Genomic DNA, 13,603 nt, shown 5'->3' on the forward strand with positions numbered 1-13,603 from the left:
AGTGCATAATGGATACGAATCTTTCCCGGCAGCGCTGGATACAGCTCGGCCTCGGCCTCGTCGCCATGATGGCGATTTCCAGCCCGCAATACGTCTGGACCCTGTTCACCAAACCGCTGATCGCGACGACGGGCGCGAGCCTGCCGCAGCTGCAATGGACCTTCACGATCCTGATCGTGCTGCAGACCTTCTTCTCACCGGTCCAGGGCTACCTGATCGACCGGTTCAGCCCCAAGCTGATGATCGCGCTGGGCGCCATCCTCTCGGGCCTCGGCTGGGTGCTCGCCGCCCGCGTCGACACGCTCTGGGGCGTCTACGCCACCTACGGCCTGTTCTGCGGTCTCGGCACCGGCATCGTCTATGTCGGCATCGTCGGCCTGATGGTGAAATGGTTTCCCGATCGCCGGGGCTTCGCCGTGGGCGTGGTCGCCGCCGGCTACGGCATGGGCGCGATGCTGAGCACCTTCCCCATCAGCGACATGCTCACCGCCTCGGGCTACCGCCACACGCTGACGGTGTTCGGCATCATCCTCGGCGTCGTCGGCGCACTGGCCGCCCTCGGCCTGCGGGCTCCCCGCGCCGACGAGGTCCTGCCGGCCCCGGCCCGCAACCTCTCGACCTGCGTCCACGACACCGCCCCGAAGGACATGCTGAAGACGCCGCTCTTCTGGCTGATGTTCGCGATGATGACGATGATGTCCACCGGCGGCCTGATGGTGGTGGCGAACTTCGCCTCCTTCGCCCGCGACTTCGGTGTGGCCGACGCGATCATCTTCGGCTTTGTGGCCCTGCCCTTCGCCCTGACCTTCGACCGCATCACCAACGGCCTCACCCGGCCCTTCTTCGGCTGGGTCTCGGACAAGATCGGCCGCGAGAACACGATGGGCATCGCGTTTGCCGCCGAGGCGGCGGCCATCGCCCTCCTGCTGGTCTTCCGCGAGAATCCGTATGCCTTCGCCCTGCTCTCCGGCGTCGTCTTCTTCGCCTGGGGCGAGATCTTCTCGCTGTTCCCCTCGATCCTCACCGACACGTTCGGTACCAAGCACGCCACCACCAATTACGGCTTCCTCTACATGGCGCAGGGCATCGGCTCGCTCTTCGGCGGACCGATCGCCGCCTGGATCTACCTGGTCCAGGGCTCCTGGCTCCCGGTCTTCGCGATCATCATCACCCTCGACGTGCTGACCGCGATCCTCGCCTATTTCGTCCTCAAGCCCATGCGCCGGAACTGGCTCGGTCTCGGCGAGACGCGCGCCATGTCGGCCAAACCCGCCATGGCCTGACGTTTCCGGCTAGATCGATTCTGCGAAGCGCGGACGGGGAAACCCGTCCGCGTTTTGCTGTGAGGTGCTGTCGGCGATGAAGGCTGGGTGCGTGATGGCAATCGGGCCACCAGTCTCTCATCGACCCCGAGCAGGCCCCGGGACGATCCGCGCTCGGGCGCTCGGCGATACGGGGAGTACGACCCGGTTGGGTCGAGCCCTCGCCGAGGGACATAAAGAAGCTATTCGGCCGCGACGCGAAGATGCGCCTGTGGGCTGGCCTGCACTTCGCGGTCGGCACGCCAGCCCGATTGAACCGGGGCGATCGCGACTTGGTTTCGTCCGCCGTGCTTGGCGCGATAGAGGGCCGTGTCGGCGGCCTTGACGAGGTCGGCGCTGTTGCTCGACGTGCTCGGCAGGGAGGACACGCCCAGCGATGCGGAGACCTTCGCACCATGGCCCCCGGACAGAGCCTCTATCCGTTCCCGGATCTGTTCTGCCTTGAGCGCCGCGTCCTCGAGGCTGCAATCGGGGAGAAACACGATCATTTCCTCGCCACCGTAGCGACAGGCGACATCGGTCTCCCGGAGCGCTCCGACGATCGCCGCCGCCGCCTCCCTCAGAACCGCGTCCCCCGTCGCATGGCCGTGCTCGTCGTTGAGGCGCTTGAAGTGGTCGAGGTCGATCATGATCACCGAGACCTTCCGCCCCTCGCGCTCGGCGATGCGGACATATCGGTCGAGACTGTCTTCCATGTAGCGTCGGTTGTAGAGGCCCGTCAGCGGATCGCGGAGCGCCTGGTTGCGCAGCTTCTCGCGCAGAGCGATGTTCGACAGGGCGAGCGACATCGCGTCCCCGAGCGCCGAACTCAGCGGCAGGATGGCGGCGAGGCGTTGCTCCGCCTCCAAACCCTGCCCGAAGATTTGGAGAAGGCCGAGGTTCTCGCCCCGCGCGACCATCGGGATTTCGAGGGCGGCGAGACCGGAGGCATGGTGCTCACAGCAGAGGGCTCTGGAGCCGCTGCGGTTGATGTGCGGCTTGCCGCGCTTCATGGCCCAGCACTGGTTGATCGCGATCACCTCCGGCGGGGGCGATCCATCCTCGCACGCCCAGGAGGTCGAGAGGACGAGGCGGTCCCGTGAGTTGTTGAAGACGTAGAGCGCGCCGCTGAACCCGCCGATCAGTTCGCCGGCGGTGGCTCGGAGGACCGCGTTCGCATCGTGATGATCGGCGGCGCTCTGGAGCATGTCCGTCATCTCGAACAGATGGCCGATCTGCGTTCTGGACGCGTCCATGTCCGCGATGGCCGTCGCCCGGGCCTGGGCATCTCGCGCGCTCGATCGGAATGCGAAGATCATGACTCCGGCAATCAGAATCTGCGAGAGCAACACGATGCTCTTGCCGATCTCGATGCGGGTCTCGTGATCGGCGAAGTGCGAGTTCCAGTCCGCCAGGAAGGCATCGAACGCGCGACGCATCGTGCCGAGCAGAGCTGCACTCCTGCGTTCCTTGAGCAGGGTCTCAGCCGCCTCCAGCTTTCCGGCGCGGACGAGTTCGAGAGCGTCCGTCCAGATGGCTTCGAGCGACTTGATGCTGGCGTCGGCGGAGACGCTGGTCCCGTCGGGCATCCTGAGGAATGGATCGAGTCGAGCCAGATACGTATCGCGACGGCTATGGAGCGCTTCGAAGGCGCGGCTGTACTCGCTGTATTCGGTATCCCGGTCGCCGAGGACTCTGTTGAGGACGTAGGCTTCCGCGTCCATGAGCGCTTCCTGGGCGATGCGCATCTGCCGCCCGCCCTCGCGCAGGTCGATGAGGGCCTGCTGGTGCCGGTTGGTGTAGAAGAAGCCCGAGAGCACGATCGTGATCATGACCACGACGAGACCGACCTGAGCGGCAAGGCGATGCCGGACATTGCCGCGCCGGGTGCTTGCCGTTGCAACTCCCGCTTCGCGCTCACTCAGTGCCATTGCCGGTCCTACGATATCGGAACCGACACGGATCGGCACGCGGGAGACAGAAAGGCACCAACCTCCTGTCTCCGCGTGAACGAAGATGGCTAAGAGATTGGTTTTTTGAGCCTCTGCATTTCGGGGGACCGTCCGCGGTTCGCTCCCGCTCGGCCATGGCGGAGCGTCCCCTCACCGCACACGAGCATCCGTGATCGGCCTCGGCGGCCCCCCTTCCGGCGTCACCCAGTCCTGCGCGTTCCTGAGGCGGATGCCGCTGGCGTGCAGGGTGGAGCGCCAGATCGGCGCGAGCGGCGTGAGGCGCGGCAGGGTGCGGAGTTCGACGCCCTGCGCCGCCATCGCACCGGGCAGGTCCCGGATCGTGTCGTGGCCGGTGGGGAGGACCGGGCTCTTCGACACCCAGGTGCCGGGCTCGCCGGTGGGTTCGAAGGTCTCGGGCGGCATGCGGTAGCGCTCGATCGCGGCGGTCGCGATCCTCTCCGCCCAGGCCTCCTCCACATAGGCGACGGCGCGGCCGGTGACGTCGCCGAACCAGGCGCGCCGATCCTCCGGCGTGGTCCGTTCGGTGGGCCAGATCACGATCCGGGGGCAGTCGCGCGGAAAGAGGTAGAGCAGGCTGTGGGCGTCCTCGATCGCCCAGACCAGGGAGCCGTTCAGCCAGGCTCCCTCCGGCCCGCGATCCACGCCGACACGGACGGGGCGCGGCGCGAAGACCCGGATCGTCGGGTCCTCGCTGAAATGGAACAGGTCCCCTGGTTCGCCGGACGTGTCGCGCGGGCTCACCGTGCGTTGCGGAAGACCTGAAGGTCGAGGTCCCGCACCTTCTTGCGCAGGGTGTTGCGGTTGACGCCGAGCAGTTCCGCCGCGCGGATCTGGTTGCCCCGGGTGGCGGCGAGCGCCGCGCCTATGAGCGGGCCTTCGATCTCACGCAGGATTCGGTGGTAGAGGCCGGGAGGGGGCAGCGTGTCGCGATAACCGCTGAAATACTCGGCGAGATGCCGTTCCACCGCCGCCGACAGGGTCTCGTTGTCCGCGGCGCCCGCCTTGCGCGCGCCGGAGCCGTTGGCCTGCGGCTGGGCGAGGGGCAGCGTATCGAGCTCGGCCTCGATCACCGGGCCGGTGATCGTTTCCTGCGGATACAGGGCGGCGAGGCGGCGCACGAGGTTCTCGAGTTCGCGCACGTTGCCGGGCCAGCGATAGCGCTTCAGGCGCTCCATCGCCTCGCCGTCGAGCTGCTTGCGGCTCAGGCCCTCCTTCTCCACCAGGATGAAGAAGTGGCGGATCAGGTCCGGCACGTCCTCCGAACGCTCGCGGAGCGCCGGCAGGCGCAGTGGCACGACGTTGAGCCGGAAGAACAGATCCTCGCGGAAGATGCCCTGCTGGATCGAGACGCGCAGGTCCTTGTTGGTGGCCGCGATGATGCGGACATTGGTCTTGATCGGGACCCGGCCGCCTACCGTGGTGTATTCGCCCTGCTGCAGCACGCGCAGGAGGCGGGTCTGGGCCTCCATCGGCATGTCGCCGATCTCGTCGAGGAAGAGCGTGCCGCCCTCCGCCTGCTCGAACCGGCCGGCCGAGCGCGAGAGCGCGCCGGTGAAGGCGCCCTTCTCATGGCCGAACAGCTCGGATTCGATGAGGTCGCGCGGGATCGCCGCCATGTTCACCGGCACGAACGGCCCGGAGCGGCGACGGCCGTAATCGTGCAGCGCGCGGGCCACCAGCTCCTTGCCGGTGCCCGACTCGCCGGTGATCATCACCGTGAGGTCGGTGGGCATGAGGCGGGCGAGCGCCCGGTAGATCTCCTGCATGGCCGGCGAGCGGCCCACCAGCGGGATGTCCTCGTTGCCGGGATCGGCGCCGGGGGCGGGCGTGCCACGCGGCCGCGACAGTGCCCGGCCGACGATGGCGATGAGTTCCTTCAGGTCGAAGGGCTTGGGCAGGTATTCGTAGGCCCCGCGCTCGGAGGCGCGGATCGCGGTCATGAACGTGTTCTGCGCGCTCATGACGATGATCGGCAGTTCCGGCCGCACGCGCTTGATGCGCGGCAGCAGGTCGAACACGTTCTCGTCCGGCATCATCACGTCGGTGATGACGAGGTCGCCCTCCCCTTGCGCGACCCAGCGCCAGAGGGTGGCGCAGTTGCCGGTGGAGCGGACCTCGTAGCCGGCCCGCGACAGGGCCTGGTTGAGGACGGTGCGGATGGCGGCGTCGTCGTCCGCGACGATGATGTGGCCGTTGGGCATGACGCGACTCTATTGCTCCGCGGCCGACTCGCGCCCGTCACGGGCGCTCGACATGGGAAGGAGGAGACGGAAAGTGGTGCGGCGCGGCACGGGATCGCATTCGACGATGCCACCGTGATCGCCGATGATCTTGGCCGCCAGTGCAAGTCCGAGGCCGGACCCCTGGGCTTTGGTGGTCACGAACGGGTCGAACAGGTCGGGCAGGAGCTCGGCCGAGACCCCCGGCCCGTTGTCCCGCACCGCCACTTCGATGGGCAGGCTCACCCGTTCCCGCGTGCCGGGCACCTGCATCTTCAGCCCCGTGCGGAAGGCGGTGGAGAGGGTGATCTCGCCATCCACCGCATCGGCGCCGATGGCCTCGGCGGCGTTCTTCACCAGGTTGAGGATGACCTGGATCAGCTGGTCGCGATTGCCGAGGACCGGGGGCAGCGACGGGTCGTAGGTCTCGACGAAGCGGATGTGCCGGGCAAAGCCCGACTGGGCCGAGCGCTTTACCTGATCGAGTACGCCGTGGACGTTGACCGGTCCGCGCTCCACCGGGCGCTCGTCGCCGAACAGTTCCATCCGCTCGACGATGCGGACGATCCGGTCGGATTCGTCGCAGATCAGCCGGGTGAGCAGGCGGTCGTCCTCGGTGCCCGATTGTTCGAGGAGCTGGGCCGCCCCTCGGATGCCCGCGAGCGGGTTCTTGATCTCGTGCGCCAGCATGGCGCCCAGCGCGATCATCGAGCGCGCGGCGCCGCGATGGGTGAGCTGCCGGTTCATCTTGTCGGCGATGGTGCGCTCCTGGAGCATCATCACCACCGCATCCTCCTCGTCGCCGAGGGGGGTCGCGAAGACGTCGACGTTGCGCTCCAGGCCGGAGCGCGGCTGGACCAGTTCGACGCCGTATTCGCTGACGCTCGCCTTGCGGCGGCGCACTTCGGCCACGAGGGCGCTGATCGGGGACGAGAACGGGATGATGTCGCGCAGGTGCCGGCGCTGCATCAACCGCGCGGAATGATCGAAAAACGTCTCCGCCGCGTGGTTCACATGGAGGATGCGGTCGTCGGCGCCGATGGTGATGACCGGCAGCGGCAGGGCGTTGATCACCGCCTCGCTCGTGGGCGGGGCGATGGTCCGGCCGCCATGTTCCTTGTCCGCGCTCACGCTGCCTCCTCGGTGACGAATGGTACGCGCGGGTGCCGAATCGCCCTCGACAGGAGGTCCGCTGCGATGGCCGGATCGGTGGTGGTGAGGAGCCGCGTCCGGTCGTCGGGGCCGAGCGCGCCGGACCCGTCCACGTAGGCCGCCAGGTGCTTGCGCGCGTGGCGCACGCCCATGGCGGGGCCGTAGAGCGCGAGGAGCCCCTGGTAATGCTCCAGGGCGAGGGCGGCCTTCTCCTCGGCGTCGAGGGAACGCGGTGCCCGGCCGGCGAGACCGGCGGCGATCTCGCCCACCAGCCAGGGACGACCCAGGGCCGCGCGGCCGATCATCAGCCCGGCGGCGCCCGAGGCGGCGAGGCAGGCCCGCGCACCGGCGAGATCGACGACGTCGCCATTGGCGATGACCGGGATCGAGACCGCATCCACCACGGCGCGGATGGCGGCCCAATCGGCCTGGCCCTTGTAGAATTGCTGCCGGGTGCGGCCATGGACCGTCACCGCCGCGAGGCCGAGCCCCTCGGCGCGCCGGGCGAGATCGGGGGCATTGAGGCTCGCATGATCCCAGCCGAGGCGCATCTTGACCGTGACCGGGATCGCCACCGCCGCGCGGACGGCGGCGAGGATGCGCGTGGCCCCCTCGATGTCGCGCATCAGGGCGGAGCCCGCCTCCCCGCCGGTGACGGTCTTGGCCGGGCAGCCCATGTTGATGTCGATCACATCGGCGCCATTCGCCTCGGCCAGCCGTGCGGCCTCCGCCATCGATTCGGGCACGCAGCCGGCGAGCTGGACCACGTGGGGATCGACTCCGCCGCCCTCGGCCCGCAGGCGCGCCTCCTCCGCCCCACGGGCGAATTCGGCCGCCGCCACCATTTCCGAGACGACGGCGCTTGCACCCAGACGCCGCGCGATGCGACGCATGTGCAGGTCGGTGACGCCCGACAGGGGGGCGAGCAGGACCGGCACCGAAGCCGCGGCGCCTGCCTTCTCGCCGGCCTGCCCCTGGCCATCGCCCGAGCGCAGAACGCTCAAATAATCATCAGCTTTCATTGTGCCCAACAAATAGACAATCGCCGGGGCGACGCAAGCGCCTTGCGCGATTTGATTTCAGGCTATGCCCCGCTTAAACGACAGACCACCCCAGCCATCCACGCTACCTCGAACTGATGCGGGAGCACTTTTCCATGTCCGGCACCGCCTGGAACGCCGCGGTGGTCGTCGCAGCCGGCCGCGGGATCCGCATCGGCGGTGACGTTCCCAAGCAATATCGCAGCGTCGGCGGACGCGCGGTCCTCACGCGGACCCTCGCCGCACTTGCGGCCCATCCCGACCTCGCGGTGATCCAGCCCGTGATCGCTGCGGACGCGGCCTCGTTCTACCACGCCTGCGTCGCGGAACTCGACCCCGTTCTGCGCGCCAAGCTCGCGGCCCCCGTCGAGGGCGGCGCCACGCGCCAGCAATCCGTCAGGTCCGGTCTCGAAGCCTTGGCCGGTCTCGAAGCCTTGGCCGCATCGTCGGCGGTGACGGGCGCGCCGGGCCTCGTCCTCGTTCACGACGCGGCCCGTCCGCATGTGGACACGGCCTTGATCGACCGCGCCCTCGTCGCCGGCCGGGACCATGGCGCGGCGGTGCCCGGCATCGCCGTCACCGATACGATCAAGATCGTCGAGGATCTCGGGACGGGGATCGGCCGGGTGCGCGAGACCCCTGCCCGCGAATCCCTGCGCGCCGTCCAGACCCCTCAGGCCTTCGCCTTCGCGCCCCTCCTCGCCGCCCACCGCAAGGCGGCGGAGGCGGACCTCCACGGCTTTACCGATGACGGGGCTTTGGCCGAATGGGCCGGGCTCGACGTGGTGGTGTTCGAGGGCGACCCGCGCAACCGCAAGATCACCCAGCCCTCGGACCTGATCGAGGCCGACCGCGGCTTTTCCGGCAGCGATGTGCTGCCCTCCGAACCAGAGACCGATTCCATGACGACCTACGTGACCCGCCTCGGGACCGGCTTCGACGTCCATGCCTTCACCGAGGGCGACCATGTCTGGCTCGGCGGCGTGAAGATCCCCGCCGATCGCGGCGTGCTGGCCCATTCCGACGGGGACGTGGCGCTGCACGCCCTCACCGACGCCCTCCTCGGGGCGATCGCGGATGGCGATATCGGCACGCATTTCCCGCCGAGCGACGAGCAATGGCGCGGCGCCTCGTCCGACCGCTTCCTGGCCCATGCGGTGAAGCTCGTCCGCGACCGGGGCGGCCGGATCGACCATCTCGACATCACCGTCCTGGCCGAAGCCCCGCGCATCGGCGCCCATCGCGAGGCCATCCGCGCCCGCATCGCCGAGATCTGCGGCGTGAAGCTGAGCTCGGTCTCCATAAAGGCGACGACCACCGAGAAGCTCGGCTTCGTCGGCCGCGCCGAGGGGCTCGCGGCCCAGGCGGCGGCGACGATCCGCCTGCCGGAAGACGACGCGGCGTGATCGACGACCCGGCGCTCCTCGCCCGCGCCGAGGCGCTGGTGGCGGCCTATGCCGCCGCCGGGCTTCGCGCGGCCTGCGCCGAATCCTGCACCGGCGGCCTCGTCGCCGGGCTGCTCACGGCCGTTCCCGGCTCCTCGGCGGTGGTCGAGCGCGGCTTCGTCACCTATTCCAACGACGCCAAATCCGAAATGCTCGGTGTGCCCGCCGACCTCATCGCGACCCACGGGGCGGTGAGCAAATCCGTGGCCCGCGCCATGGCGGAGGGGGCGCTCGCCCATTCGCACGCGGATGTGGCGGTCTCGATCACCGGCATCGCCGGCCCTGGCGGCGGCAGCGAGGCCAAGCCCGTGGGCCTCGTGCATTTCGGCCTCGCCCGCCGGGGTGCCGCGACCCGGCATATCGAGCGCCGTTTCGGCAATCTCGGCCGCACCGAGATCCGCCGCCTCGCCGTGGCGGAGGCGCTGGACCTGTTCGGCCGGGCCGTGGAGCCCGTCGGGACGGATTGAGGCCTATGTCCGTTGCTTTTTTTCCAGGCTTCACCTCAGCCTGAGGTGCTGCGGAGCGGCCTCGAAGGAGGCTTCCAGCCAGCATCGCGCGATCTGGAGGGCTCCTTCGAGGCCGCCGCTGTGCGGCGTCACCTCAGGATGAGGTGGTTGGCTAGGATGATCGACTTCGGTCTCGCCATCCGCTGAGACATCCGATCAAGCCGGCTCTCACTCGGCGACTTCACCGAGGATCGCGCCCGTCTTCGGATCGGCATCGAACTTCATCTTGTGGCCGTTCTTGATGCCCTCGCCGTCCCAATGGCCGTCATCGGCCTCGAGCTTCGTGATCTCGGTGTAGCCCTCGGCCATCAGCGCCTTCCTGACCTGATCGACCGGCAGCCAGTCGGGGCCGGGTTGGTCCGCCACGGCGAAGCCGGAGAGGCCCGCATTCAAGGCGAGGGCGAGGGCGAGAGTCGGGATCGGTCTCACGGGGGTGTTCTCCGGTGGCGTTGCGCCCCGGTATCTAGGGCCCCGAGCGGCATCCGTCCGCCTATCCCGCCAGAGAACGGGACCGGCGCGTCAGGCGACGCCGTACACTCGGTCCGCCCTGCCCTCGAACGCATCGGTGAACTTGCGGAAGGCGCGGTCGAACATCGTGCCCATGAGGAGGCCGAGGGTGCGGCTCTTGAACTCGTAGGTGATGAAGAAGTCCACGTCGCAGCCGGCGGGAGCCCTTTCCTTGAAACCCCAGCGGTTCTCGAGGTGCCGGAACGGCCCGTCGATATATTCGGCGACGATCTTCAGGTTCTGCGGGTCGAGGGTGACGCGGGTGGTGAAGCGCTCGCGGATCGCCTTGTAGCCCACCCCCATCTCGGCGACGAGGATCTCGGTGCCGTCCGGGCCGGGCTGGCGGCGCAGGACGCGCAGGGATTCGCAGAGCGGCAGGAATTCCGGATAGCGTTCCACGTCGGCCACGAGGTCGTACATCTGCTGCGGCGAGTGGCGCACCGCGCGGTTGATCCGGAAGGAAGGCATCGGCCCTCAGGCGTTGGCAGGCGCGAGCCGAGCGAGCCGGGCGGCCTTCAATCGTGAAAAATCCTCGCCCGCATGGTGCGAGGAGCGGGTCAGGGGCGTCGCCGAGACGAGGAGGAAACCCTTGGAATAGGCGGTGGTTTCAAGGGTCTTGAATTCGTCGGGCGGGACGAAGCGCTTCACCTCGTGGTGTTTCTTCGTCGGCTGCAGGTACTGGCCGATGGTGAGGAAGTCCACATCCGCCGAGCGCAGGTCGTCCATGAGCTGGACGATCTCGTTCCGCTCCTCGCCGAGGCCGACCATGATGCCGGACTTGGTGAAGATGGTGGGGTCGAGCTCCTTCACCCGCTGCAGCAGCCGCACCGAATGGAAGTAGCGCGCGCCGGGGCGGACGGTGAGATAGTTGCCCGGCACCGTCTCCATGTTGTGGTTGAACACGTCGGGCCGCGCCTCCACCACCAGTTCCAGCGCGCCGTCCTTGCGCAGGAAATCGGGGGTCAGCACCTCGATCGTGGTGGCGGGGCTGCGCTCGCGGATGGCCCGGATGGTGCGGAAGAAATGCATGGCCCCGCCATCGGCGAGGTCGTCGCGGTCCACCGAGGTGATGACCACGTGGTGCAGGCCGAGCTTGGCCACGGAATCGGCGATCTTGGCCGGCTCGTCCCCGTCGAGGGCGTTGGGCAGGCCGGTGCGCACGTTGCAGAAGGCGCAGGCCCGCGTGCAGGTGTCGCCCATGATCATGAAGGTGGCGTGCTTCTTCTCCCAGCACTCGCCGATATTGGGGCAGCTCGCCTCCTCGCAGACCGTGACCAGGCCATGCTCCTTCACGATGGCGCGGGTGGCGTTCCAGCCGGGCGAACCCGGTGCCTTCACCCGGATCCAGTCGGGCTTGCGCTGGATCGGGTTGTCCGGGCGATGCGCCTTTTCCGGGTGCCGGGGGCGCTGGTCGTTTCGCAGGAGGTCGAGGACGACGGCCATGGCATACCGGGCAAGCTGCGCCGGCAACGGGCCGGCGCTCGGTTCGAAACGTAATGACTCGGCTCCCGCATCGCAAACGATCGGGAAACGATCCGCCGAACCTGTCAGTAGCTCATGCCGCGTCCGCGGATGGCCCTGTAGATGGTGATGATGATCACCGCCCCCGCCGTGGCCGAGAGCAGATTGCGCCAGAAGCCGTAGACCGGGATGTGGAGCTTGGCGGCCAGATAGTTGCCGAGAAGACCTCCGAGGATGCCCATCGCGATGTTGGCGAAGAGGCCCATATTCGCCGAGGTGAACTGTTCCGCGAGCCAGCCCGCCAGGGCGCCGATGACGATCGCCATGAACAATCCCACGCCCGGTTGCCCCAGCGCACCGTAGACTTCTCCATTCATACCCGTCGCTCCTTCGCAAGGAGCGGGGCGTGCCGGTCGCCCCGCTATGGGTCCTACCTGTGACGCTCTCCCCCGCAGCGCAAGTCGCGGCGGCATGGAACTGGGCGGGGACTGCGGCGCCGGATGGGCCGCGACGGTGCCGACCGTTCGGCATGGGGAACGTCCGCTCCTGGCGCGATACCCGGCCTGAGCAAGGACGAGACAGAAAATTAATTATTAATTTTAACTATATTCCGAACAAGCTTCGTATAGATCCGTAAAACTCTACGTATTAATTTCCGTCGACTTGTCAGCGTCTCGTTAACGTTCTCTTAACTCTCTTTGGGTTGCCGCGACGTCGTCCCGGATGCGCGGCCATTGGAGCGAGTGCCGTGAGTCGAATTCTTTTGACGGGTGCGACGGGGCTCATCGGCGGTGCCGTCCTGCACCGTGCCCTGGCGATGAAGACGGATACCGAATGGGTCTGCCTGGTGCGGGCCTCGGACGAGGAGGCCGGGCGTCAGCGCATCGCGGCGCGTCTCGGCCGCTTCACCAGTGTCCTGAACGCCCAGCGTCTCGCGCAGCGCGTGGAGATCGTGGCGGGGGATTTCACCCATGCCGACACGCTCGCCGATCCGCGCCTCGATGCGGTGACGCAGGTTCTGCATCTGGCCGCCGACACGTCGTGGTGGGCGCAGGAAAAGGTCCACCGGACCAACCATGACGGCACCCTGGCCCTGGCCCGGCGCGCGGCGCGGATGCCGCGGCTCGACCGTTTCCTCCATGTGAGCACGGCGATGATCTGCGGAGGCCAGCCGCCCGCGACTGTGGACGAGACCCTCTACCCCGACGCGGAGGCCATCCATCTCGTGCCCTACAGCGCCTCGAAAGCCGCGGCCGAAATGTCGTTGGCGGCCCGCTTCGCGGACCTGCCCCTGGTCGTGGCGCGCCCCTCCATCGTGCTCGGCCACACCACGCTGGGCGCCCGGCCGGGTTCGAGCATCCTCTGGGTGATCCGCGCCTGCGACCGGCTGAGGCTCGTCGCCGGTTCCCGCGACGGGACCGTCGACATCGTCCCCACCGACTGGGTGGCCGACACCCTGGTGGAGATGCTCGCGAGGCCCGCCCTCGCCCACCGGACCTACCACCTCTCCGCCGGCACCTCGAGCCGCACCCGCTGGAGCGAACTCGGCCGCATTCTCGACCGCGTCGACCCGGCCGAGGGTCCGCGCCACTACGAGGAATTCTCCGCCCGCGACCGGGCGACCCTCCACAGGCGCTTCACCGAGGTCTTCGGCATGGACGAGGCGATCAAGGTGGCGATGTTCCGGGCGCTGCAGGCCTATTACCGGTTCTGCGAACTCGACGTGACCTTCGACAACACGCGCCTTCTGGCGGAGGGCTTCGCCTCTCCCCCCTCCCTTGCGCAGTATATCGGCCGCTGCATCGAGACCTCCGGCGAGATCGTCGACCAGTTCCGGGAGGATTTCGGGCAGTTCGCGGTCGGGTCTACGCCGCGGCGAGACGCGGCCCGCCCTGCGCCTGCGCTGCCCGAGACGATGCCGGCGCGGGAGATCAACACGCGACCGCCTTCCCAACGTCGCGGATCGATCTCCTCGTGACGTGCCCGTAATGGTCGGCCC

General features: G+C 68.3%; 13 protein-coding genes. 4 read left to right on the top strand and 9 right to left on the bottom strand.

The genetic code is table 11. The annotated features are described in order from the left end of the window. The first annotated feature begins 8 nt into the window (after positions 1-8). On the top strand, positions 9-1,283 hold the full coding sequence (gene oxlT / locus ASF34_RS00175; protein ID WP_056157466.1) for an oxalate/formate MFS antiporter: 1,275 nt from the start codon (positions 9-11) through the stop codon (positions 1,281-1,283). A gap of 221 nt (positions 1,284-1,504) precedes the next feature. On the opposite strand, the gene ASF34_RS00180 is transcribed toward oxlT, so the two are convergent. From ASF34_RS00180 to dusB, 5 genes are all read right to left on the bottom strand, one after another. Next, positions 1,505-3,232 carry a GGDEF domain-containing protein gene (locus tag ASF34_RS00180; RefSeq protein WP_056157469.1) on the bottom strand — a complete coding sequence of 576 codons (1,728 nt, stop codon included), beginning with the start codon at positions 3,230-3,232 and terminating at the stop codon, positions 1,505-1,507. 171 nt (positions 3,233-3,403) lie between these two features. After that, the gene (locus ASF34_RS00185; protein WP_082493971.1) at positions 3,404-4,015 is read right to left on the bottom strand and encodes a DUF6886 family protein; all 612 of its coding nucleotides are present in this window, start codon (positions 4,013-4,015) and stop codon (positions 3,404-3,406) included. Further along, the gene (gene ntrC, locus ASF34_RS00190; protein ID WP_056157473.1) at positions 4,012-5,475 is read right to left on the bottom strand and encodes a nitrogen regulation protein NR(I); all 1,464 of its coding nucleotides are present in this window, start codon (positions 5,473-5,475) and stop codon (positions 4,012-4,014) included. The genes ASF34_RS00185 and ntrC overlap by 4 nt, the downstream gene beginning before the upstream one ends. A gap of 9 nt (positions 5,476-5,484) precedes the next feature. Continuing rightward, on the bottom strand, positions 5,485-6,624 hold the full coding sequence (locus ASF34_RS00195; RefSeq protein ID WP_018043113.1) for a two-component system sensor histidine kinase NtrB: 1,140 nt from the start codon (positions 6,622-6,624) through the stop codon (positions 5,485-5,487). Then, the gene (dusB, locus tag ASF34_RS00200) at positions 6,621-7,667 is read right to left on the bottom strand and encodes a tRNA dihydrouridine synthase DusB (RefSeq protein WP_056157476.1); all 1,047 of its coding nucleotides are present in this window, start codon (positions 7,665-7,667) and stop codon (positions 6,621-6,623) included. The genes ASF34_RS00195 and dusB overlap by 4 nt, the downstream gene beginning before the upstream one ends. A 134-nt stretch (positions 7,668-7,801) precedes the next feature. On the opposite strand from dusB, the gene ASF34_RS00205 reads away from it, so the two are divergent. Both ASF34_RS00205 and ASF34_RS00210 read left to right on the top strand, forming a co-directional pair. Then, a complete protein-coding gene (locus ASF34_RS00205; protein ID WP_018043111.1) occupies positions 7,802-9,091 on the top strand; it encodes a bifunctional 2-C-methyl-D-erythritol 4-phosphate cytidylyltransferase/2-C-methyl-D-erythritol 2,4-cyclodiphosphate synthase in 1,290 nt (429 codons plus the stop codon). Next, the gene (locus ASF34_RS00210; RefSeq protein WP_056157478.1) at positions 9,088-9,597 is read left to right on the top strand and encodes a CinA family protein; all 510 of its coding nucleotides are present in this window, start codon (positions 9,088-9,090) and stop codon (positions 9,595-9,597) included. The genes ASF34_RS00205 and ASF34_RS00210 overlap by 4 nt, the downstream gene beginning before the upstream one ends. Positions 9,598-9,804: 207 nt before the next feature. Here ASF34_RS00210 and ASF34_RS00215 read toward each other — a convergent pair whose 3' ends face one another. From ASF34_RS00215 to ASF34_RS00230, 4 genes are all read right to left on the bottom strand, one after another. Further along, on the bottom strand, positions 9,805-10,065 hold the full coding sequence (locus tag ASF34_RS00215) for a PepSY domain-containing protein (RefSeq protein WP_056157481.1): 261 nt from the start codon (positions 10,063-10,065) through the stop codon (positions 9,805-9,807). A gap of 90 nt (positions 10,066-10,155) precedes the next feature. Next, the gene (locus ASF34_RS00220; RefSeq protein ID WP_018043107.1) at positions 10,156-10,611 is read right to left on the bottom strand and encodes a type II toxin-antitoxin system RatA family toxin; all 456 of its coding nucleotides are present in this window, start codon (positions 10,609-10,611) and stop codon (positions 10,156-10,158) included. 6 nt (positions 10,612-10,617) lie between these two features. Beyond that, positions 10,618-11,586 carry a lipoyl synthase gene (gene lipA / locus ASF34_RS00225; RefSeq protein WP_056158821.1) on the bottom strand — a complete coding sequence of 323 codons (969 nt, stop codon included), beginning with the start codon at positions 11,584-11,586 and terminating at the stop codon, positions 10,618-10,620. Between the two features lie 104 nt (positions 11,587-11,690). After that, positions 11,691-11,981, bottom strand: a complete 291-nt coding sequence (locus tag ASF34_RS00230; protein ID WP_018043105.1) for a GlsB/YeaQ/YmgE family stress response membrane protein — start codon at positions 11,979-11,981, stop codon at positions 11,691-11,693. 371 nt (positions 11,982-12,352) lie between these two features. On the opposite strand from ASF34_RS00230, the gene ASF34_RS00235 reads away from it, so the two are divergent. Next, entirely contained in the window at positions 12,353-13,582 is a 1,230-nt protein-coding gene (locus tag ASF34_RS00235) for an SDR family oxidoreductase (RefSeq protein WP_244478849.1), read from the top strand. Positions 13,583-13,603 lie beyond the last annotated feature (21 nt).

It is taken from the genome of Methylobacterium sp. Leaf106 (assembly GCF_001422895.1).
Taxonomy (GTDB): domain Bacteria; phylum Pseudomonadota; class Alphaproteobacteria; order Rhizobiales; family Beijerinckiaceae; genus Methylobacterium; species Methylobacterium bullatum.

Excerpts from the sequence above, each read along its gene's own strand:
- ntrC (WP_056157473.1), bottom strand. The coding sequence starts at position 5,475 with ATGCCCAACGGCCACATCATCGTCGCGGACGACGACGCCGCCATCCGC.
- lipA (WP_056158821.1), bottom strand. The coding sequence starts at position 11,586 with ATGGCCGTCGTCCTCGACCTCCTGCGAAACGACCAGCGCCCCCGGCAC.
- ASF34_RS00180 (WP_056157469.1), bottom strand. The coding sequence starts at position 3,232 with ATGGCACTGAGTGAGCGCGAAGCGGGAGTTGCAACGGCAAGCACCCGG.
- ASF34_RS00205 (WP_018043111.1), top strand. The coding sequence starts at position 7,802 with ATGTCCGGCACCGCCTGGAACGCCGCGGTGGTCGTCGCAGCCGGCCGC.
- dusB (WP_056157476.1), bottom strand. The coding sequence starts at position 7,667 with ATGAAAGCTGATGATTATTTGAGCGTTCTGCGCTCGGGCGATGGCCAG.
- ASF34_RS00220 (WP_018043107.1), bottom strand. The coding sequence starts at position 10,611 with ATGCCTTCCTTCCGGATCAACCGCGCGGTGCGCCACTCGCCGCAGCAG.
- ASF34_RS00230 (WP_018043105.1), bottom strand. The coding sequence starts at position 11,981 with ATGAATGGAGAAGTCTACGGTGCGCTGGGGCAACCGGGCGTGGGATTG.
- oxlT (WP_056157466.1), top strand. The coding sequence starts at position 9 with ATGGATACGAATCTTTCCCGGCAGCGCTGGATACAGCTCGGCCTCGGC.